This window comes from Halomonas sp. A29, from assembly GCF_046723295.1.
Taxonomy (GTDB): Bacteria; Pseudomonadota; Gammaproteobacteria; order Pseudomonadales; family Halomonadaceae; genus Halomonas.
The window spans coordinates 70,865-90,721 of sequence record NZ_JAXQPR010000003.1 but is presented as its reverse complement, the minus strand read 5'-3'; the positions used below and the strand labels follow the sequence as shown (position 1 = coordinate 90,721).

Below are 19,857 nucleotides of genomic sequence, written 5' to 3'. Positions count from 1 at the left end.
AAAGCCGCCCCACCTCAACCGTCTGTGCCGTCGACCCGCTGCTCCTGTTGCGAATAGATCAGCAGCGGCTCGCTCTCACCCGCAATGACCGAGGCATCGATGACCACCTTGGATACCCCCTCCATGGAAGGAATTTCGTACATGGTGTCCAGCAGCACCGACTCGAGGATGGAGCGCAGCCCACGAGCACCGGTCTTGCGCGCCATGGCTTTCTTCGCAACGGCACGCAGGGCATCTTCACGGAACTCCAGCTCTACGCCTTCCATGTCGAACAGGCGAGCGTACTGCTTGACCAGCGAGTTCTTGGGCTCGGTGAGAATCTGGACCAACGCATCCTCGCTGAGCTCGGTGAGCGTGGCGATGACGGGCAGTCGACCAACAAACTCGGGGATCAGACCGAACTTGACCAGATCCTCCGGCTCGACGTCGGCGAGCAGGTCGCCCACGCCCTTGGTCTCGTCCTTGCTCTTCACCTCGGCGCTGAAGCCGATGCCGCCCTTCTCGGCACGATCACGGATGACCTTGTCGAGGCCGGCAAAGGCACCGCCGACGATGAACAGGATGTTGCCGGTATCGACCTGCAGGAATTCCTGCTGCGGATGCTTGCGTCCGCCCTGCGGAGGAACGGAAGCCGTAGTGCCCTCGATCAGCTTGAGCAGGGCCTGCTGCACCCCCTCACCCGAGACGTCCCGGGTGATCGAAGGGTTGTCCGACTTGCGTGAGATCTTGTCGATCTCGTCGATGTAGACGATACCGCGCTGGGCCTTCTCCACATCGTAGTCGCACTTCTGCAACAGCTTCTGGATGATGTTCTCGACGTCCTCGCCGACATAGCCAGCCTCGGTGAGAGTAGTCGCATCGGCAATGGTGAACGGTACGTTGAGCAGTCGTGCCATGGTCTCGGCCAGCAGGGTCTTGCCGCTACCGGTCGGCCCGATCAACAGGATGTTGGATTTACCGAGCTCAACGTCGTCGCCCTTGATACCGGCACGAAGACGCTTGTAGTGGTTGTAGACCGCTACGGACAGTACCGTCTTGGCACGGTCCTGGCCAATCACGTACTCATCCAGGGTGCGACGAATCTCGCGGGGAACGGGCAAACGCTCCTCATCGCTCTCGGCATCGGCATCGAGAACTTCCTCGCGAATGATGTCGTTGCACAGGTCGACACACTCGTCGCAGATATAAACGGACGGGCCTGCAATCAGCTTGCGCACTTCGTTCTGGTTCTTGCCGCAGAACGAGCAGTAGAGCAGTTTGCCGCCTTCGTCCTTGCCTTTGCCGTCGGCCATTCGCGTACCTCTGTCACTTCGGCGGCCAGGTCGGCCGCCGCTAATCACGTAATTGAAGCGTGCTTGATTTCACGCTATCAGGATGTGGGCCGCTTATCCAGTACGGCGTCGATCAAGCCGTACTCCACCGCCTGCGAACCGCTCATGAAGTTGTCGCGGTCGGTATCCCGAGCGATGGTTTCGATATCCTGCCCGGTATGGTGAGCCAGGATCCGGTTCAGCTTGTCGCGAATCCCCAATATCTCACGAGTGTGGATCTCGATATCCGCCGCCTGACCCTGGTAGCCGCCCAACGGCTGATGAATCATCATCCGCGAGTGTGGCAGCGAATAACGCTTGCCCGCCGCGCCGCCGGCCAGTAGCAGCGCCCCCATGCTGGCCGCCTGCCCGATACACACGGTGGAGACATCGGGCTTGATGAACTGCATGGTGTCGTAGATCGCCATCCCGGCAGTCACGGCACCGCCAGGAGAATTGATATATAGATGGATGTCCTTGTCCGGGTTCTCGGACTCAAGGAACAGCAGCTGCGCCACGATCAGGTTGGCCATATGGTCTTCCACCGGCCCCACCAGAAAGATCACACGCTCCTTCAGCAGCCTGGAGTAGATATCGTAGGCCCGCTCGCCGCGTGCGCTCTGCTCTACCACCATCGGCACCAGGCCGCCGGCGTTTCGGGTCTCGAACTCGTTGCTCATCAGTGTGATGTCCTTGCATCCGATGAATGGGAGCGATTCCACTCGCCGGCCGTCATCTATCCAGCCGGCGAGTGGAAAAAGGCGTATCGCCGAATCAGCCCTTGGCTTCTTCGCCTTCCTCGGCTTCGCTTTCTTCGCTCTCCTGCCCGCCCTGCTGGGCGGCTGCCAGCGCCTGCTGATAGCTCATTTCCACGTCCTTGACGTTGGCCTGCTCGAGCAGCCTGTCAACGGCCTTCTCTTCGAGAATAGCCGACTTGACCTGGGTCTTGAGCTGATCGTTGCCCATATAGTAGTCAACGACCTGCTGCGGCTCCTGGTACTGCTCGGCCAACTCCTCGACCTTGGCGCGGATCTCGTCGTCGGTGACGTCGAGCTCACCCGCCTTGATCACTTCGGCCAGCAGCAAACCGACCTGGACACGGCTCTTGGCCTGCTCGGAGAACAGCTCGTTGGGCAGCTGGGAAACGTCGAAATCCTCACCCAGGCCGAACTGCTGCGCCGCCTGACGCTTGAGCGCATCGGTCTCCTGCTGCACCAGCGATTGGGGCACCGGGATATCGTTGGCCTTCTTCAGCGCCTCGAGAACCTGCTGCTTGATGCGGTTATCGACGGCCTGCTTGGCCTCGCGGGTCATGTTTTTCTTCACTTCGGCGTGGAATTTCTCGATGTCGCCATCCTCGACACCGAAGCGCTTGATGAATTCCGCGTCGACTTCCGGCAGGGCCTGGCCCTTGACGGCATGAACCTTGACCTTGAAGGTGGCTTCCTGGCCGGCCAGGTGTTCAGCCTGGTAGTCCTCGGGGAAGGTGACCTTGATCTCCTTCTCTTCACCCGCCTTGGCACCGACGAGCTGATCCTCGAAACCGGGAATGAAGTTACCCGAGCCAAGCACCAGCTCATGACCTTCGGCACTGCCACCCTCGAACGGCTCGTCGCCGAGGAAGCCCTGGAAGTCGATCTTGACCTGATCGCCCTCTTCAGCGGCACGCTCGACCTCTACCCAGGAGGCGTTCTGCTTGCGCAGGGTCTCGACCATCTCTTCCAGGTCGGCGTCACTCACTTCCACCACCGGGCGCTCGACTTCGGTACCCTCGATCGAGGCGAGCTCGATTTCGGGGTAAACCTCGAGGGAGGCCACGAACTCCAGATCCTTGCCAGTTTCATCGACCTTGGGTTCGATGCTCGGGAAACCGGCCGGATTCAGGTTCTTCTCGGTGATCGCGCGCACATAGCGCTCACGCATCAGCTCGCCCACGACCTCGTCACGCACACCGCGGCCATAACGCTGGCGCACCACGGACATGGGAACCCGGCCCTTGCGGAAGCCGTTGAGACGAATGTTCTTCGCCGTGTCCTTGAGGCGGGCTTCGACGGCCTCGTCGACCTCGGCAGCCGGCACTTGGAACGTGACACGGCGCTCGATCTGGGAGGTCGTTTCGACGGAAACTTGCATGAATGGTCCTCTACCGACTGGGGCGTTCTTGGAAAGCGTGGAATGTAAAAGAGAGATTCTAAGAATCCCGCCCTACGCTGGCAAGCGTTACGCCTACAGGATGGGGGCGATTGGGCATTTTACAAGGTCGTTTGGCACTATCACTGCTGCTAAGGCATTGCTGCTTGGCCCTGGCGCCGGGAAACGACCCTGACGCACTACCCGCACAACGGGCAACATCCGGTCGAGACGACTCAGCCGGAGAGCAGGGAAATCTAACAAATCAACAGGACTGGGCGAGAAACCGATGCAATGGGGTGGATGATGGGGATCGAACCCACGACCACCGGAGCCACAATCCGGGGCTCTACCACTGAGCTACATCCACCATTGCAGGCATGAACCACGAAGAAGTCGAATGGGGTGGATGATGGGGATCGAACCCACGACCACCGGAGCCACAATCCGGGGCTCTACCACTGAGCTACATCCACCATATCGACACTGCTCTGACCCAAGGCCGACCCACTTGCCTAGAGCCTTGCTTGCTCAAGAGTTACTACAGATCTCATCACTACAGGCTGCACACCAAACTGGCACGCCCAGCAGGACTCGAACCTGCAACCTACGGCTTAGAAGGCCGTTGCTCTATCCGGTTGAGCTATGGGCGCATTCTACGTTCCATGGCGTCTGACCGCAACCCTGCCTTGCCATTTTCTCAGCATAAACAAAAGGTTGTGGTCGGGGTGGAGGGATTCGAACCCCCGACATCCTGCTCCCAAAGCAGGCGCGCTACCAGACTGCGCTACACCCCGCCGGCCTTCGCACGGCCCTCGACACCCGTTCCAGGGCCTCGTCGAGCGCTGCGTATTCTACGCGAGAATCCACTGCGGTCAATAGCTGCCTGACACACCGAGGCTTTTGCGCTTTGCCTTGGCGGCACGGCGTGCGAAAATCGGCACCCTTCGCGAATCCGCAGCCGGCCCCGCCAGCGCCGCTCACAACACTCACCACAGGGGAGATACGATGACTGCCCAACTCATCGATGGCAAGGCCATAGCCGCCCAGGTCCACGAACAGGTTGCACGTCAGGTCGCGACGCGGCGTACCGAGGGCAAGCGCGTTCCAGGCCTCGCCGTGGTGATCGTGGGCGACGATCCAGCTTCCCACGTCTACGTCAGCAACAAGCATCGCGCTTGCGAGCAGGCCGGCATACTCTCGTTTCAGCATGCCCTCCCCAGCGACACCAGCCAACAGGCTCTCGAGCAGTTGATCGATGAGCTCAACGCCGATTCGCGGATCGACGGGATCCTGTTGCAATTGCCACTGCCGGCCCATCTGGACTCACGCCCGCTCCTCGAGCGCATCCTGCCGCACAAGGACGTGGACGGCTTCCATCCCTACAATCTCGGCCGCCTGGCCCAGCGCCTCCCGGTGCTTCGTCCTTGCACGCCGAAGGGCATCATGACCCTACTGCAGGCCAGCGGCCTCAAGGTGCGCGGCCTCGATGCCACCGTGGTCGGCGCCTCCAACATCGTCGGTCGCCCCATGGCACTGGAACTGATGCTGGCAGGTTGCACCACCACCATTTGCCACCGCTTCACCCACGACCTCGAGGCGCACGTACGCCGCGCCGAGCTGCTGGTGGTCGCTGTGGGCAAGCCGGGCCTGGTCAAGGGTGAATGGATACGGGACGGTGCCATCGTCATCGACGTGGGCATCAATCGCGAAGAGGATGGCCGCCTGGTCGGCGACGTGGAATTCGGCCCGGCCGCACAGCGAGCTGCCTGGATCACGCCGGTACCGGGTGGCGTAGGACCGATGACCGTCGCCTCGCTGCTGGAAAACACTCTGTTCGCGGCCGAGCGCCACGATGCCATGGAGCAGCACGCCGTTACTCTCTGAGCCGCCACCTGACACAGCCGTGCGGCTCGGATAGAATGCGCGCTCTCGTTTAGCCCCGGCCGGAAAATTGTCCATGAGCAACAAGGTGAACGTCGAAAGCTTTCGGACCAAGCGTAGCGAGTGGAGCCAGGTCTTCGCTGCCGACGTCTGAGGCGCTATCCTATATCGCTCAATCGGAGCAACTGAACACGATGAAACGCATCGGCATCATCGGCGCCATGGCCCAGGAGGTAGAGCATCTCGCCTCGCTGCTGGAAGATCGCCGCACCCGTACCCACGTCGGCTGCACCTTCCATCACGGCAAGATGCACGGTGTCGATGTGGTGATCCTGCAGTCGGGAATTGGCAAGGTGAACGCTGCCATCGGCACCACGCTGCTGCTCGACGTCTACCACCCCGAGGCCATCATCAATACCGGCTCGGCCGGAGGCTTCGGAGATGGGCTCGAGATCGGTGATGTGGTGGTGTCCAGCGAAGTCCGACACCACGACGTAGATGCCGTAGTGTTTGGTTATGAACACGGCCAGGTACCGCAGATGCCCGCCGCCTACCTTCCCGACGAACGCCTGGTCACCCTGGCCCGCGAGTGCGTCGAGGCGCTGGGCGAAGTCAAGGTGGTGGAAGGGTTGATTGCTACTGGCGACGTCTTCATGGCATGCCCGGAGCTGGTCACCAAGACGCGTTCGCGCTTCCCGACCATGCTGGCGGCAGAGATGGAAGCCGCCGCCATCGCGCAGACCTGCCACCTCTACGGCTGCCCTTTCGTGGTCATTCGTTCTCTGTCAGATATCGCTGGCGGCGGCGACAACCATCTCTCCTTCGAGCAATTCCTAGAAAAGGCTGCGGCACACTCGGCGCGCATGGTCGAGGCCATGGTCGTTCGGCTCGCCCCGCAGGTAGAGCCCGAGCCCGAATCCGCCGTTGGCTGAGCAACAACGCCGGCCCTTCCACAGGGCCGGCCAGCAATGCCCGATACCGGCAGCGAGCCGCTCTAGCTCAATGACTCAACAGCCTCCCCCTGCCTATATGACGCTTGATCGTTGCACGCAGGGAGCCGCTCAGCGTATGAAAGGCAATCTTGAGACACATCCAGCGGTTCCTGAACCCCAGCATCAGCGACATCAGCAATGACAGATCGTAGGGCACGCTAACCCTGCGGCAAACGTTCATGTACTGGCCGGTATACAGAAGGGCGCGCTTCCGGATGTAGCGTCGGCAGTCGCGGTAGGCGGGGTCCCGATAAAGAGCCAGCAGCGACTCGAGCAATTCCTGCAAGCCCTTCACATGCTTCATGTTCTTGGGCATCGTCATGGTGGAGCCGTGGCGAATCCTGCGCAGGAAGCAAACCCGATCAGTGACCACGTAGCGTCTGGCCGCGAAGATCAACGGGTAGAAGACCTCTTCATCCTCGTGATAGTAATCCTTGAACCTCAGCTTTTCCGACCACAGCATGCGCCTGCTGAGATAGAGGCAAGGACTGCAAGTCCCCCCGCCATACTTCTCGAACGCTGCGAGGAGCTCGGCAGCACTCACGAATTCGCCTTCAAAACCGCGCCGATAGATACGCACGAAATCCAACCCTGCCGCCCCCTCGTCGAAGAAGGTAGCGCCGGAAAAGAAGATGATGTCCGGGTAGTCTCGAGATTCGATGAGCACCTGCATTCTCTCGATGAAGTCGGGTTCCAGTAGATCGTCGGCATCGAAGAAATAGACGTACTCGCCCGAAGCCCTGGCAATGGCCCGGTTCCTGGCTCTGCCCTGCCCTTGGTTGACGGTCGAGATCAGCTCCGTGCGATGGGGGTGGGGGAAAGCACATATTCGCTCCCAGGTGTCGTCCACGCTGCCATCGTTCACGATGATGACCTCATGGGGCTGCACCGTCTGGCTGGCAAGGGAATCCAGCGCGGCCTCGATATAGGGCGCCACGTTGTATGCCGGAACGATAACGCTGATGGTCGACTCACGCTTGTCCATGACATCACTCGAATTCGCTGAAAGGGAAAGTGGCGACCAACTGCGCCGGATCGCCCAGGTACCTCGCCACCCCACCCTGCGCAGGCAATGTCGCCATGCACTCGTCGGCCGCCGCCCGATCCGTGATCGGCATGACGCGGCTGTCTGGAGCGTCGGTGGTACTGTAATAGTCGTGAAACTTGAACTCGCCCCCAACGAGGCCATCGGAAAATTGCACCCAGCGATTGGGAATTCGGTAGCAATCCGCAAGAATCAGCCCGTGCAGGGACGACGAAATGATCGAATCGCATTGGCCGAGGTCATTGATGAATGGCTCGGGCTGTTGTCTCACGTCGATTAGCTTGACGTCGGGCAGGCTCGCCATGTAGCGAACCACCGGGCTCTCCTGATCCACGTAGTGGGGCACCAGTCCGATGCGATACTGCGGATCGCCACGAGCGGGCTGGTGGAGCAGAGGCATCACGAGCGCCGGATCCCCAAGTACCACCCCTGCTACATCCGCCCCGTTGGCGGCCAGCAGTTGCTGCGAGAGCCGGCCTCTCAGGGCCAAGAACCTGGCATGCGCAAGAGCATCGCGCTCGGGCAGCCACGCCGGGTCGATGACTCCACTGCCCCATACCAGGCTGCGGCTTCTCGCCTGGTGGACGATGCTCCCCACCGCCAGTAAATGTACGACCGAGTTCGAGTGGACGCGGTAAGCTTCCTTGCCGGTGAGCTTGTGGACCAGATAAGGCGTGATCGCATCGCCGACATTCAGCAGCCTGTCGAAGTACACGACAGGAACCTTGCCCTTGGCGACGGTCAGCAGCAACGCAAGCTCAATGAAGCTCCGTGTGACCTTGCGCGCCTGCTTGGGGGTCCATTTCTTCATCCCGCATCGGTTCTCTGCACATAGCTTCCCACGGGCACCTGGCGGCCAAGCCGACTGGCACTCCGATGGCAACAGAAAAAAACGATGAGAGAGAGTGCTTCCTGCACTCAATTCACACCATAGACCAGCCGGCAACGCTGCGCTGGAATAAAGCTACTGCAGCGCTACCAACCCCACGAAATGACAACGGCCGCCTTGATGGCGGCCGCTGCATCCGAACCAGGTGCGCCTAGGCGCGCAGCTTCCACGCCAAGGTTTCGCCCGCCTTCAGGGGCACGATGCATTGCCCGTCGGCGTAGGGCAGCGATGCCGGCAGGGTCCACTCCTCGCGGATCAGCGTGATGGTGTCGTCGTTACGCGGTAGGCCATAGAAGTCGGGACCGAAGTGGCTGGCGAAGCCTTCCAGGCGATCCAGCGCCCCAGCCTGTTCGAAAGCCGTGGCATAGAGTTCGATTGCCGCGGGCGCGGTGTAGGCTCCAGCGCAGCCGCATGCCGACTCCTTGTCGCCCTGGGCGTGGGGAGCGCTGTCTGTGCCGAGGAAGAACTTGCCGTTGCCTGAGACGGCAGCCGCCAGCAGCGCCTCACGATGACGCTCGCGCTTGAGAATCGGCAGGCAGTAGTAGTGGGGGCGAATGCCGCCGACCAGCATGTGATTACGGTTGAACAGCAGATGGTGGGCGGTAATGGTCGCTGCCACGTTTGCCGGCGCCGCGGCGACGAACTCAGCCGCATCGGCGGTGGTGATATGCTCGAACACCACCTTGAGATTCGGGTGGCGCCCGAGCAGCGGCTTCATGACCCGCTCAATGAACACCGCCTCGCGATCGAAGATGTCGATCTCGGCATCGGTGACCTCGCCATGGACCAGCAGCGGCAGGCCCAGCCGAGCCATGGCAGCTACTGCCGCATCGCAGTGCGCCAGATCGGTGACCCCGGAATCAGAGTTGGTGGTCGCCCCAGCCGGGTAGAGCTTCACTGCGTGTACCACGCCACTCGCCACCGCACGCTCGATCTCTTCGGCCGGCGTTTTGTCTGTGAGGTAGAGCGTCATCAATGGCTCGAAGGTCGAGCCCTCGGGCCGTGCCGCCAGGATCCGCTCGCGATAGCTCAGGGCCTGATCGGTGGTGGTGACCGGTGGCTTGAGATTGGGCATGATGATCGCCCGCCCCATCTGCCGGGCCGTAGCAGGCACCACGGCCTTGAGCGCCTCACCGTCGCGCAGGTGAAGGTGCCAATCGTCGGGGCGGGTCAGGGTAATAGCGGTCACGGCGAATCCTGTCGTTCAGCATGAGTGTCGAGGCCAGAGTATACCGGAAGGCCCGGCCGAAATACCCAGTCTGCAGTGGTGAGGAGTCGCCGAGAAAATTACCGCAGCGGCAGCAACACACACCGATTTGCCGTATCATCGACGCCGATTTTGCCGTGAGAGACGTTGCCAATGCCCCGGGTTCGCCACTACGCCGATATCGTTGCCATCCTGGCCGGTCTGATGTGGATCGTCTTCTTCTGGTCGATCAGCGTCTCGGCCAGACTCGACAGCGTCGAACCCACCCTGGCCGCCATCCTGGTCCTGGGTGCCATGATCCTGGTCAGCTTCATGCACCGGCCGTTTCGCGTTCATCTCAGCCGCTACCACGTACGCAAGCGCCGCACCGAGATGTGGATGCACATCCTGGCCCTGCCCGTGGCCTTGGCCCTGCTGCTCGGCGTACTCATCGAAACCCTGTTCGCCCCCATGAGCGGCCAGCAGAAGATACTGCTGTTCAACGTTCTCGCCACCGCCGGCTGGGTAGTCTACGTGATGACGCTGGTCATCAAGTTCATCCACCACCAATATCGCCGACGCCGCACCCGGGACGGCTGAATGCCAGCCGCCTCGACTTGACGCACGACGTGGCCGAGCGCAACGATTCCCGTCAGAACCGGTCCGCCCGAAAGGGTGCCATGTCCACTGCCGTCGGCTCCCCTTCCATCAATTCCGCCATCAGCCGCCCCGTCACCGGCCCCATGGTGAAGCCCTGATGACCGTGGCCGAAGGCCAGCCACAACCCCTTGTGCCGTGGTGCAGGGCCGATCACCGGCTTCATGTCCGGCAGGCAGGGACGCGCGCCCTTCCAAGGCTCCGCTTCCAGCCGCTCGCCTAGCGCCGGGTAGAGTTCTCGCGCCCTGCGCTCGGCGGCATCCAATTGGCCATGGCAGGGAGGAGCATCGAGGCGAGCCAGCTCCGCACCGGTGGTCAGGCGAATGCCGGCACGCATCGGCGCCAGGATATAGCCGATGTCGGAATCGGCGATCCAGTGGCGCAACCGCCGCTCCTGGGCGGCACCGTAGTGCATGTGGTAGCCGCGCTTGACGAAGGTGGGTAGCCGGTAGCCGAAGCCTTTGAGCCACTCCCCCGACCAGGGACCCAGCGCCACAACCACATCACGGGCATCGAGCGTTCCCGTATCGGTATCGATACGCCAGCCCTCGCCCTGCGGACTCACCTGCCGGACACTCGCCTGCTGGAACTCGCCCCCTTGGCGCTGGAAACTGGCGGCATAGGCCGTCACCAGCCCGCCCGGATCGGCTACGCTCCAGGAGTTGGTCCAGTGGATGGCTCCTGCCAGGCCGGAGCAAAGCTCGGGCTCCAGTCGAGCGAGCCCTTCTCCATCGCACGCAGCGTAGGTCACACCGAAGCGCTTGGCGGCATCCTCGGCTTCGTGCTGGCGACGCTCGAGTTCGGCCTGGCTGCGGTGCACTTCCAGCCAGCCCTCCTTGCCGATCAGCTCGGCAGCCCCTGCCGCCTCGATCATCGGCTCGTGCTCCTGTGTAGAGAGCGCAATCAGCGAGGCATATTCGGCAATGATCTGCTCGTAGCGGCGCGGAGCCGAATGGCGCCAGTAGCCAAACAGTGGGCCGGCAAAATGCAGCATGCCACTCAGTCGATAGCGGATATCCACCCGTCTATTGGGCAATGCGCTGACCAACTTACCGAGCTGACGGGGAAAGGTGTAGGGTCGCACTGCCTCGCGCTGGATCAGTCCACCATTGCCATAGGAAGTCTCTTGCCCAGGCGGGCGGCGGTCGACCAGCAGCACCGAACGACCGCGGCGGGCCAGGTGCCAGGCAATGGAGACGCCGACCATGCCGGCACCCAGAACGACGGTTTCACGAGACATGCCACTCCTCCAGTTGAGCAGACGCACCCGGCACGCCTGCCGGAACGACCGCCCAGTCTAGCAGTGCGGCGCGACCGCTACCGTCTTGATCAACCCTTTCATGCCAAGGATCAAGTCGATCTATTCGACCTTGCCCTGGACCTGCAGCTTGGTGCGAATGAAGTCGGAGTGGCTGACATGCAGCAGCTCGGCCAATCGGCGGATACGATGCTCCTCGAGGGCATTATGGTTGGCATCGGCATTGGCCAGCGCCCACATCATGCGCACCAGTTCACAGCGCTGGCCGTAGTCATAGTGCTGCTTGATCAGGCTGACGAACTGATAGTGGTCGACGGAATGTTCCACCTCCTCGCGTGCCATTTCCATCAGCTCCTCCACGGCGGCGTCGGAAAGCTGGAAATGGCTCATGAGCAGCTCGCGCAAGGCTGTAACCTGAGCCTCGTCAGTGTGATAGTCGGCCCGCATCACCTCGCACAGCAGAGCGGCAGTGGCACGCTCCAGGGTCGGGGCCGGATTCTCCGAGCGTTCAGGCTCGGCCAGGACCTGCTGAAAGAAGCGCTGGATGGTATCGAGCATGGCGAATCCCTTGCGATGTCATCGCTTCAGACCCGCGGCGGCCCCAGGTGTTCCGCGCGAGGCCGCCACCTGCCTCAGTACCCCATCGCCCTGGGTAGCCAGGTCACCAGCGTGGGAACGGCAATCAGTATCAGAATGGTCAGCAAGATCGGGATCAGGAACGGCAGGATGGAGACCACGATCTGCGCATAGCGCAGCCGGGTGATACCCACCATCAGGAACAGCACCGTGCCGAACGGCGGCGTGATGACCCCCACCGACAGCGTGATGACCATGACGATGCCGAAGTGGATCGGGTCGAGGCCGGCGGCCAGCGCGGCGGGCACCACGATCGGGGTGAAGATCAGGATGCTCTCGATCACCGACATGAAGCAGCCGATCAACAGGAAGAACAGGGCAAAGGCCAGCAGCAGCAGGATCGTCGGCATGTCGATGCCGGCAACCTGGCCCGCCAGCGCCTGGGGAATGCCGATGCGCACGAGAATCCAGCCATAGAAGCTCGATACGGCTATGATCAGCAGAATCGCAGCACTGAACATGAGCGTGCGCCGGAAGGCTTGGAACAGATCGCGCCAGGACAGGTCGCGGTAAATCAGACCCCCGAGGACGATCGCATAGAGCGAGGCGATGGCGCCGGCCTCGGTGGGGGTGAAGAGACCGGTCCAGATGCCACCCACGATGATGGCCGGCATGAACAGCGGCAAGATTGCTCGCTTGCCGGTACGCAGCACTTCCTTGCCATCGAACGGCACGGGAGGTGGCATGGACACGCGCTTGCCGGCGCCGAGCACCACCGTCATGCCCATGAACAGGATTGCCATCAGGATGCCTGGTACCAGCCCTGCCATGAACAGGGCACCGATGCTCACGTTGGCCAGCCAGCCGTACACCACCAGGGCAATGCTCGGCGGCAGGATCGGCCCGATCACGCTCGATGCCGCGGTGATGCCGGCCGAGTAGCCCAGGTCGTAGCCCCGCTCCTTCATTGCCTTGATCTCGATGCTGCCGAGACCGGCAGCATCGGCCACCGCGGTGCCGGACATGGTGGCAAAGATCGAGCTGGCCACCACGTTGGCATGCCCCAGGCCACCCTTGGTGAAACCTACCAGCGCCGTGGCGAAATCGAAGATCCGCGTGGTCGTCGAGCCGGTATTCATGATGTTGGCGGCCAGGATGAACAGCGGGATGGCCAGCAACGTGAAGTTGTTGAGCGTCTGCACCATGCGCAGCGACAGCAGCTCCACCGGCAGGCCGCCGGCGCCGGTCACTGCCAGCGCGATGAAAGAGGTAATGCCGATCGCCACGACGACGGGCAGGCCGATGGCCATGAGCAGCAGCAGGCCACCGACGAAAACCAGGAGTTCCTGCATCAGCCTGCCTCCCGCTCGGCCAGAAGGGAGTCCTGCCACGCCACTGGGCCGCGCAGGGTTTGCCATAGCGCCAGTACGGCCATGCCGGCGAAGGCGATGAAGATGCCGTAATAGAGATAGCTGAAGCTGATGCCCAATGACACGGTGCGGTTATTGGCGCTGACCGTGGACATCGTCAACGCGCCCCAGGCCGCCAGAGCGAAGAAAGCGCAGGAGAGCAGCGCCACCAGCCGGTACTGTATATGCTTCGCCCAGTCAGCGAGGCGATGGCTGAAGAGATCGACGACGAGATGCTCGAATCGAACCCAGGCCGATAGCGAGCCGAATGCAACGGCGTATATGGCCAGCAGGGAGGCGACCTCCTCCGTCCAGGGCATGCCCAGGCCAATGACGTCACGTGCCAGCACGGCAGACACGATCAGCAGCAGCACACCGGCCAACAGCAGCACGCCAATGGCATCGCAGATCAGGGTAATGCCCCGAAGCAGATAATAGGCGGCACGATCCAGGCCACCCTCGGGGGGCATTGAAGAAGCGGTCAAGGTTGCGTCCTCCAGGCTGAAAACGCCAGCGGCGTCCCGGTTGGGGCGCCGCTGGCAGTTCGATACGGCACCGGGGCGTCAGTTTTCGACGCCGTTGCCCATGGCATCTTCCATCACGCCCTCGGCCATCTCGGCCATGACGCGCTCGATCGCCGGCATGGCCGCCTCACGGAACAGCGACACATCGGGCTCGATGATGGTCATGCCCGCCTTCTCCAGTTCTTCGAGATAATACTCGTCGAACTCTCGCTCCACCTCGGTGCCGTGCTGCCGGGCGACATGGATGGCTTCGGTGATCAGCTCCTGGTCCTCTGCCTCCAGCCCGTTCCACCAGCGCGAGCTGGCTACCCAGTTCCACGGGAACTGAACGTGGCTGGTGAGGATGATATGGTCCTGCACCTCCCACAGGCGGCGGGTATAGGGCGAGGAGAGCGAGTTCTCATGGCCATCCACCTGGCGCGTCTGCATGGCGAGATAGATTTCCGGGGCCGGTACGTTGACCACCTGGGCACCGATCTCCTCCCAAACCTCGAGCCATACCGGCAGCGACGGCAATCGCATGCGGAAACCGCGCAGGTCGTCGGGCGTATGGATCGCCTTGTTGGCCGTCATGTGGCGCGGGCCACGGTGCTGGGTGCCGAAGTACTTGAGTCCACCCTTCTCTTCGGCAATCTCGACCAGACGCTGGCCCGACGGGCTTTCCATATAGGCGTCCACTTCCTCCCAGGTCGAGAAGACGAAGGGCACGGTGATGGCGTCGTACTCGGGGGCATACTGCTGGCGCCAGTTGCCGCCAGTGATGGAGATCTGGGTCTGGCCGAGGTTGAGCAGTTCGAGTACCGCGTCCTCACCACCAAGGGAACCGGCCAGGAAAGGACGGACATTGAAGCGTCCCGGCGCCTGCTCTTCGAGGTATTCGGCGAAGCGCTCGACGGCCGCACTCTCCGAACCGCCTTCGCTCATGGTGTTGTTGACCTGGATCTCGATGGTGTTGGCGAGCGCGAACGGGGCGCTCAACATTCCAAGCGTAGCCAGCGTGGCAAGTAGGGACTTGCGCATGATGCTCTCCTGATCGTTATCGTTATGGTTGGCATGACACCTGTTGTGATCTTGAAACAAGCCTCCGCTGCGCTCAAATCGGTTTTGATGAAGGCTGCCTTCGCCATTAGCGAAGACATCAAGAGCCGCCCACCGCAGCCACTTCCCAGCCGGAACTCCGCAAACTGCGACTAATGGCTAATATCCCGGCGACTCAAGGCAAACATCAATGAGCCTTTCGCCCAGGAGAGTTCATCATGCACGAAGCCACGCCCATCGCTTTCATTACCGGCGCCACCTCGGGCATCGGCCAGGCCTGTGCCGAAACCTTTGCTGCGGCCGGCTGGGGTCTCGTCCTCACCGGGCGAAGGCAGGCCCGCCTCGACGAGCTGCGTCAACAGCTCGGCGATACCGTGCCGGTGCACATGGCCGCGCTCGACGTCATCGACCGCGAAGCCGTCGAACGTGTCGTCGACAGCCTCCCCGAGCCTTTCGCCAATGTCAGGCTGCTGCTTAACAATGCCGGCGTGGCGCTGGGCAAGGGCCCCGCGCAGGAGGCCAACCTCGATGACTGGCATGCCATGATCGACACCAACATCAAGGGACTGGTCACGGTAACACGGTTGCTGCTGCCCCGGCTGGTCGCCCATGGCGAGGGTGCCACCATCATCAACATCGGCTCCATCGCCGGGCATACGCCCTACCCCGGCGGCCACGTCTACGGTGCTTCCAAGGCCTTCGTCGAGCAGTTCAGCTACAACCTGCGCTGCGATGTGAGCGGTTCGGGCGTACGCGTCACCGATTTGGCCCCAGGCATGACGGTGAGCGAATTCACCCAAGTACGCATGAAGGGCGACCGCGATTTTGCCGAGCGCTACTACGAGGGGACCCACTCATTGCAGCCGTCCGACGTCGCCGCCCAGGCGCTGCACATCGCCGAGTTGCCGCCTCACGTCAATATTACCCGGCTCGAGGTCACACCGCTCTGCCAGCAGTGGTCAGCGTTCACCATTCTGCGCGACACCTGAGAATTCTCCCCGGAGGTGATCGACGAGATGCCGGGCGATGATAGGCAATCCCTCGTAGTCGCGAATGCCGATCACCAGCTCGCGCCGTGCCCAGGGATCGCTCAACGGAATGCTGCGCAGTTGGAGGTCGCGCAGGTCACGGTAGATCGTTTTCTCGGGCAGCACGCCGACGCCCATGCCGTGGTGGATCATCCGGCAGATGGCATCGAAGCTGCGCACCTGGATGCGCATGCGCAGGGTCTTGCCTGCCCGGCTGGCCTGCTCGTGCAGGAGCCCCTGCAAGGAAGTGTCCTGCTGCAGGCCGATGAAGTCGTACTGGGTGGCCTCGTGCAGCTGCAGCGACTCACGCTCGGCCAGGGGATGACCATGCGGCGTCATCAACACCAGCCGGTCGCTGCGATAAGGCAGGACCTGCAGGCCCTCGCCGCACGGCACGTGGCCGGCGAAGATACCCACGTCGGTCAGGCCATCGCGAACCGCAGCGATCACCTCGGAGCTGACCCGTTCCTGCAGGTCGATCTTGATCTCGGGAAACTGTCGCGAGAAGGTGCTGAGATCCTGCGGCAGGAAGGCGATGATCGCCGAGGTGTTGGAGTGGATGCGCACATGGCCCCTGACACCCTCACCATACTCGCTCAGCTCGGCGGAAAGCCGCTCGATGTTCTCCAGGATGCGTCGCGCATGGTGCAGGAAGGCGTGTCCCGCCGGCGTCAGCTCGACACCGCGAGGCCGGCGGTAGAGCAGCGAGGTCCCGACCAGGGACTCGAGATCGCTGATGCGCTTGCTGACGGCCGCCAGCGCCATGTGCTCCCGCTCGGCGGCGGCGGTCAGCCTGCCCTCATCGGCAATCGACACGAACAGCTTCAGGGTGACGAAATCGAATCGACGCACGGCGTCATCCTCGCATGGCGTAGTGTCGCTATCTTACGGCAAGGCTTCGTCAGGAACGAATCCAGGCTTCCCGTTTCCTGAATTGTTGTGCCCCGCCTTCTCGCGCATCCTGAGCTCATCCCGCACAAGGAGTGCCAAACATGACAACACCGGATGACCGGCGCCTGCCGCTGGATGGCTTGAAGGTGCTCGAACTGGGCCAGCTGATTGCCGGCCCCTTTGCGACCAAGTTGCTCGGCGAATTCGGCGCCGACGTGATCAAGGTCGAACCTCCCGGCACCGGCGATCCGCTTCGCCGTTGGCGAATGATCGAGGACGATACCTCGCTCTGGTGGCACGTGCAGACCCGCAACAAGCGCTCGGTATCGATGGATCTGCGCAGCCATGAAGGGCAGGATCTGGTGCGCCGCCTGGTCGCCGAGGCGGACGTGCTGGTCGAGAACTTCCGCCCCGGTACTCTCGAGGGATGGGGGCTCGGCTGGGAAGCGCTCAGTGCCATCAACCCGGGGCTGATCATGGTGCGCGTCTCGGGCTATGGCCAGACCGGCCCCTATCGCGACAAGCCTGGCTTCGGCGTGATCGGCGAGGCCATGGGCGGCCTGCGTTACCTCACCGGCCAGCCCGGCGAGCCCTCGGTGCGGGTCGGGGTGAGCATCGGCGATTCACTGTCGGCCCTTTATGCGGTCATCGGCACCTTGCTGGCGCTGCAGGAACGTGCCCGCAGCGGCCTCGGCCAGGTCGTCGACATCGCGCTCTATGAGTCCGTCTTCGCCATGATGGAGAGCCTGCTCCCGGAGTACGATGCCAGCGGCGAGATACGTGAGCCCAGTGGCAGCGCCCTGCCCGGCATCACGCCGTCCAATGCTTACCGCACGCGTAGCGGCGACTACGTACTGGTTGCAGGCAATGGCGACAGCATCTTCAAGCGTCTGATGCAGGTGATCGAGCGTCCGGACCTCGCCGAAGATCCGACCCTGGCACACAACGACGGCCGTGCCCGCCAGGCCGAGCGCATCGACGCCGCCATCGAAGCCTGGACACTCCAGTACGAGCGCGACGACATCCTCGCCCGGCTCGATGCCGCCCGCGTACCGGCCGGTTACCCCTACACCGCCGCCGATATCGCTCGTGATCCGCACTATCTGGCACGGGAGATGATCCAGAGCATCACCCGGCCCAACGGCAAGCCGCTCAAGGTACCCGGCGTGCTGCCCAAGCTCAGCGCCACGCCCGGGCGGCTCGGCGACGGTGGCCCGGCCCTGGGCCAGCACACCGATGAAGTGCTCGACGAACTGGGTATCGATGCAGCCACGCGCGACAAGCTGCGCCAGGCCGGCATCATCTGATCCGGCCGCCCTGACCGACCGCTTTGAGGAGCACTCATGACACGCTTGCAGATCAACGAAGTGGCCCCCCGCGACGGCCTGCAAATCGAGGCCGGTTTCGTCCCCACCGCCGAGAAGATACGTCTGATCGATGCTCTCTCGGCCACCGGGCTGGCCCGCATCGAGGCGACTTCCTTCACTTCACCCAAGGCCATTCCCAACCTGCGCGATGCCGAGGAAGTGGTGCGTGGCATTGCACGCCGCGAAGAGGTGGGGATCACCGTGCTGGTACCCAACCTGCGCGGCTGCGAGCGAGCCTTGGCCTGCCATGTTGACGAGATCAATCTGGTGATGTCGGCCAGCGACTCCCACGGCCTGGCCAACCTGCGCATGACACCCGAGCAGTCGCTCGAACGCTTCACCGAGATTCTCGCCGCTACCCGGGGCAGCGGCGTCTTCGTCAATGCCTCGCTGTCGACCAGTTTCGGCTGCCCGTTCGAGGGTGAAGTGCCTGCAACACGGGTATTGGGCCTGGTCGAGCGGCTGCTGGAGCTGGGCGTGGAAGGCATCACCCTGTGCGACACCACCGGCATGGCCAACCCCGCCCAGGTCGGTAGGCTGTGCGAGGCGGTGTTGGAACGCTGGCCGAATACCCCCTTTACCCTGCACTTCCACAATACCCGCGGCATGGGGCTCGCCAACGCGCTCGCCGCCTGGCAGGCGGGCATCGTGCGCTTCGACGCCTCGCTGGGCGGTCTCGGCGGCTGCCCCTACGCGCCGGGAGCCACCGGCAATGTGTGCACCGAAGACCTGGTGCACATGTTCGAACAGATGGGGGTTGATACCGGTATCGATCTGGATGCCCTGCTGGCAGTGTCGGCAACCTTGCCCGGTTTGGTGGGCCATGACACCCCAGGGCAGGTGGTCAAGGCAGGCAAGGCGGACCGGCGCTACCCCATGCCCCGGCAGTGAGCACTGGGCGACATTGCATCTGGCGCTCAACCCGGCTCGCCGACTCCCTTCACCACATAGTGCTGCGCCACGCCGATGTGGTAGTCGATGGCCTCACGGCATTGCGCGGGATCGCCGCTGGCCAGGGCATCGAGTAGCGCCCAGTGGCAGGTCGCGATGCTGTCGGGGTCGGCATGGGTCTTGCCGATCAGCGCAATGCAGAGCCGCAGCTCGTGGGTAATGTCGTCGAACGCCTTGAGCAGGCGCCGGTTGCCGGCAAAGGAGATCACCATGCGATGGAAGACCAGGTCTTCCTCGATCTTGCGGCTGTCGCTGTCTTTCAGCGCCACCTCGCACATGAGCTCGACCTGCCGGCGCAGGGCTTGCTCCTTGTCGCCATCGTAAATCTCGACCAGGCGCGCCAGGGCATGCCGTTCCAGACACAGGCGCAGGTCGAAGATATCAGTGAGTTCGGCGGCATCCAGCGCTCGCACGAAGAAACCACGGCGCGGTTGCGACACCAGCAGGCCGCGGCTCTCGAGCAGGCGCGCCGCTTCCCGCACGGGCGCACGGCTGATGCCCAGGTCACGCGCCAGCTGCACTTCCGACAACCGCTCACCGGGCGCGTAATGCTGGCTGATGATGGCCTGGGTGAGGAGGTCGGCAACCTGCTCCACCAGATTACGCTGCTGGATGACCATGCCGTTGGCGAAGGCGTTGGAAGCTGTCATTCATCGGAGCTCTTGCAGGTTGACCTCGCTAGAGTATGACGCAACCCGAGCTCATGTCGACCGTCGATTGGC

Annotated in this window: 19 protein-coding genes and 4 tRNA genes; 6 read left to right on the top strand and 17 right to left on the bottom strand. The window is 62.8% G+C overall.

The genetic code is table 11. From position 1 onward, the window contains the following. Positions 1–14 precede the first annotated feature (14 nt). The 7 genes from clpX to SPH52_RS06445 all read right to left on the bottom strand — a co-directional run bounded on the left by clpX (position 15) and on the right by SPH52_RS06445 (position 4,237). On the bottom strand, positions 15–1,292 hold the full coding sequence (gene clpX / locus SPH52_RS06475) for an ATP-dependent Clp protease ATP-binding subunit ClpX (RefSeq protein ID WP_411794189.1): 1,278 nt from the start codon (positions 1,290–1,292) through the stop codon (positions 15–17). A gap of 77 nt (positions 1,293–1,369) precedes the next feature. After that, a complete protein-coding gene (clpP, locus tag SPH52_RS06470) occupies positions 1,370–1,990 on the bottom strand; it encodes an ATP-dependent Clp endopeptidase proteolytic subunit ClpP (protein WP_411794188.1) in 621 nt (206 codons plus the stop codon). Positions 1,991–2,084: 94 nt separating this feature from the next. Then, positions 2,085–3,443: a trigger factor gene (gene tig / locus SPH52_RS06465; RefSeq protein ID WP_411794187.1), complete on the bottom strand. Its 1,359-nt coding sequence runs from the start codon at positions 3,441–3,443 to the stop codon at positions 2,085–2,087. 292 nt (positions 3,444–3,735) lie between these two features. After that, positions 3,736–3,810 (bottom strand) — tRNA-His (locus SPH52_RS06460). 31 nt (positions 3,811–3,841) lie between these two features. Beyond that, positions 3,842–3,916, bottom strand: a tRNA-His gene (locus tag SPH52_RS06455). A 100-nt stretch (positions 3,917–4,016) separates the two neighbouring features. Next, positions 4,017–4,093 (bottom strand) — tRNA-Arg (locus SPH52_RS06450). 67 nt (positions 4,094–4,160) lie between these two features. Continuing rightward, positions 4,161–4,237 (bottom strand) — tRNA-Pro (locus SPH52_RS06445). Between the two features lie 211 nt (positions 4,238–4,448). Here SPH52_RS06445 and folD point away from each other — a divergent pair. Further along, entirely contained in the window at positions 4,449–5,327 is an 879-nt protein-coding gene (gene folD / locus SPH52_RS06440) for a bifunctional methylenetetrahydrofolate dehydrogenase/methenyltetrahydrofolate cyclohydrolase FolD (RefSeq protein ID WP_411794186.1), read from the top strand. Positions 5,328–5,518: 191 nt separating this feature from the next. Further along, positions 5,519–6,256 (top strand): 5'-methylthioadenosine/S-adenosylhomocysteine nucleosidase, encoded by a 738-nt coding sequence (gene mtnN / locus SPH52_RS06435; protein ID WP_411794185.1) that lies wholly within the window; start codon positions 5,519–5,521, stop codon positions 6,254–6,256. Between the two features lie 67 nt (positions 6,257–6,323). Here the strand turns inward: mtnN and SPH52_RS06430 are convergent, their stop codons facing one another. From SPH52_RS06430 to pyrC, 3 genes are all read right to left on the bottom strand, one after another. After that, entirely contained in the window at positions 6,324–7,301 is a 978-nt protein-coding gene (locus tag SPH52_RS06430) for a glycosyltransferase family 2 protein (RefSeq protein ID WP_411794184.1), read from the bottom strand. A gap of 4 nt (positions 7,302–7,305) precedes the next feature. Next, positions 7,306–8,172: a polysaccharide pyruvyl transferase family protein gene (locus SPH52_RS06425; RefSeq protein ID WP_411794183.1), complete on the bottom strand. Its 867-nt coding sequence runs from the start codon at positions 8,170–8,172 to the stop codon at positions 7,306–7,308. Positions 8,173–8,401: 229 nt separating this feature from the next. Beyond that, positions 8,402–9,439, bottom strand: coding sequence for a dihydroorotase (gene pyrC / locus SPH52_RS06420; RefSeq protein ID WP_411794182.1), 1,038 nt, complete (start codon positions 9,437–9,439; stop codon positions 8,402–8,404). Positions 9,440–9,610: 171 nt separating this feature from the next. On the opposite strand from pyrC, the gene SPH52_RS06415 reads away from it, so the two are divergent. Continuing rightward, entirely contained in the window at positions 9,611–10,036 is a 426-nt protein-coding gene (locus SPH52_RS06415; protein ID WP_411794181.1) for a hypothetical protein, read from the top strand. A gap of 52 nt (positions 10,037–10,088) precedes the next feature. On the opposite strand, the gene SPH52_RS06410 is transcribed toward SPH52_RS06415, so the two are convergent. The 5 genes from SPH52_RS06410 to SPH52_RS06390 all read right to left on the bottom strand — a co-directional run bounded on the left by SPH52_RS06410 (position 10,089) and on the right by SPH52_RS06390 (position 14,880). Beyond that, positions 10,089–11,333, bottom strand: a complete 1,245-nt coding sequence (locus tag SPH52_RS06410; protein WP_411794180.1) for an NAD(P)/FAD-dependent oxidoreductase — start codon at positions 11,331–11,333, stop codon at positions 10,089–10,091. Between the two features lie 120 nt (positions 11,334–11,453). Then, a complete protein-coding gene (locus SPH52_RS06405; protein WP_411794179.1) occupies positions 11,454–11,909 on the bottom strand; it encodes a TerB family tellurite resistance protein in 456 nt (151 codons plus the stop codon). A 74-nt stretch (positions 11,910–11,983) separates the two neighbouring features. Beyond that, positions 11,984–13,279: a TRAP transporter large permease gene (locus SPH52_RS06400; RefSeq protein WP_411794178.1), complete on the bottom strand. Its 1,296-nt coding sequence runs from the start codon at positions 13,277–13,279 to the stop codon at positions 11,984–11,986. Then, the gene (locus SPH52_RS06395) at positions 13,279–13,821 is read right to left on the bottom strand and encodes a TRAP transporter small permease (RefSeq protein ID WP_411794177.1); all 543 of its coding nucleotides are present in this window, start codon (positions 13,819–13,821) and stop codon (positions 13,279–13,281) included. Before SPH52_RS06395 ends, SPH52_RS06400 begins: the two co-directional genes overlap by 1 nt. Positions 13,822–13,899: 78 nt before the next feature. After that, positions 13,900–14,880, bottom strand: coding sequence for a TRAP transporter substrate-binding protein (locus tag SPH52_RS06390; protein ID WP_411794176.1), 981 nt, complete (start codon positions 14,878–14,880; stop codon positions 13,900–13,902). Positions 14,881–15,116: 236 nt separating this feature from the next. Here SPH52_RS06390 and SPH52_RS06385 point away from each other — a divergent pair, with 236 nt between their 5' ends. Continuing rightward, positions 15,117–15,887: an SDR family NAD(P)-dependent oxidoreductase gene (locus SPH52_RS06385; protein ID WP_411794175.1), complete on the top strand. Its 771-nt coding sequence runs from the start codon at positions 15,117–15,119 to the stop codon at positions 15,885–15,887. Here the strand turns inward: SPH52_RS06385 and SPH52_RS06380 are convergent. Beyond that, a complete protein-coding gene (locus tag SPH52_RS06380) occupies positions 15,858–16,778 on the bottom strand; it encodes a LysR family transcriptional regulator (RefSeq protein ID WP_411794174.1) in 921 nt (306 codons plus the stop codon). The genes SPH52_RS06385 and SPH52_RS06380 overlap by 30 nt on opposite strands. Positions 16,779–16,918: 140 nt before the next feature. Here SPH52_RS06380 and SPH52_RS06375 point away from each other — a divergent pair, with 140 nt between their 5' ends. Both SPH52_RS06375 and SPH52_RS06370 read left to right on the top strand, forming a co-directional pair. Next, positions 16,919–18,124 carry a CaiB/BaiF CoA transferase family protein gene (locus SPH52_RS06375; RefSeq protein WP_411794173.1) on the top strand — a complete coding sequence of 402 codons (1,206 nt, stop codon included), beginning with the start codon at positions 16,919–16,921 and terminating at the stop codon, positions 18,122–18,124. A gap of 36 nt (positions 18,125–18,160) precedes the next feature. Beyond that, on the top strand, positions 18,161–19,075 hold the full coding sequence (locus tag SPH52_RS06370; RefSeq protein ID WP_411794172.1) for a hydroxymethylglutaryl-CoA lyase: 915 nt from the start codon (positions 18,161–18,163) through the stop codon (positions 19,073–19,075). 26 nt (positions 19,076–19,101) lie between these two features. On the opposite strand, the gene SPH52_RS06365 is transcribed toward SPH52_RS06370, so the two are convergent. Then, positions 19,102–19,785, bottom strand: a complete 684-nt coding sequence (locus SPH52_RS06365; protein WP_411794171.1) for a GntR family transcriptional regulator — start codon at positions 19,783–19,785, stop codon at positions 19,102–19,104. Positions 19,786–19,857: the final 72 nt, after the last annotated feature.

Coding starts and splice junctions, on each gene's coding strand:
- SPH52_RS06385 (WP_411794175.1), top strand. CDS start 15,117: ATGCACGAAGCCACGCCCATCGCTTTCATTACCGGCGCCACCTCGGGC.
- SPH52_RS06390 (WP_411794176.1), bottom strand. CDS start 14,880: ATGCGCAAGTCCCTACTTGCCACGCTGGCTACGCTTGGAATGTTGAGC.
- folD (WP_411794186.1), top strand. CDS start 4,449: ATGACTGCCCAACTCATCGATGGCAAGGCCATAGCCGCCCAGGTCCAC.
- SPH52_RS06410 (WP_411794180.1), bottom strand. CDS start 11,333: ATGTCTCGTGAAACCGTCGTTCTGGGTGCCGGCATGGTCGGCGTCTCC.
- SPH52_RS06430 (WP_411794184.1), bottom strand. CDS start 7,301: ATGGACAAGCGTGAGTCGACCATCAGCGTTATCGTTCCGGCATACAAC.
- SPH52_RS06415 (WP_411794181.1), top strand. CDS start 9,611: ATGCCCCGGGTTCGCCACTACGCCGATATCGTTGCCATCCTGGCCGGT.
- SPH52_RS06370 (WP_411794172.1), top strand. CDS start 18,161: ATGACACGCTTGCAGATCAACGAAGTGGCCCCCCGCGACGGCCTGCAA.
- SPH52_RS06375 (WP_411794173.1), top strand. CDS start 16,919: ATGACAACACCGGATGACCGGCGCCTGCCGCTGGATGGCTTGAAGGTG.
- clpP (WP_411794188.1), bottom strand. CDS start 1,990: ATGAGCAACGAGTTCGAGACCCGAAACGCCGGCGGCCTGGTGCCGATG.
- SPH52_RS06425 (WP_411794183.1), bottom strand. CDS start 8,172: ATGAAGAAATGGACCCCCAAGCAGGCGCGCAAGGTCACACGGAGCTTC.
- mtnN (WP_411794185.1), top strand. CDS start 5,519: ATGAAACGCATCGGCATCATCGGCGCCATGGCCCAGGAGGTAGAGCAT.
- SPH52_RS06365 (WP_411794171.1), bottom strand. CDS start 19,785: ATGACAGCTTCCAACGCCTTCGCCAACGGCATGGTCATCCAGCAGCGT.
- clpX (WP_411794189.1), bottom strand. CDS start 1,292: ATGGCCGACGGCAAAGGCAAGGACGAAGGCGGCAAACTGCTCTACTGC.
- SPH52_RS06405 (WP_411794179.1), bottom strand. CDS start 11,909: ATGCTCGATACCATCCAGCGCTTCTTTCAGCAGGTCCTGGCCGAGCCT.
- SPH52_RS06400 (WP_411794178.1), bottom strand. CDS start 13,279: ATGCAGGAACTCCTGGTTTTCGTCGGTGGCCTGCTGCTGCTCATGGCC.
- tig (WP_411794187.1), bottom strand. CDS start 3,443: ATGCAAGTTTCCGTCGAAACGACCTCCCAGATCGAGCGCCGTGTCACG.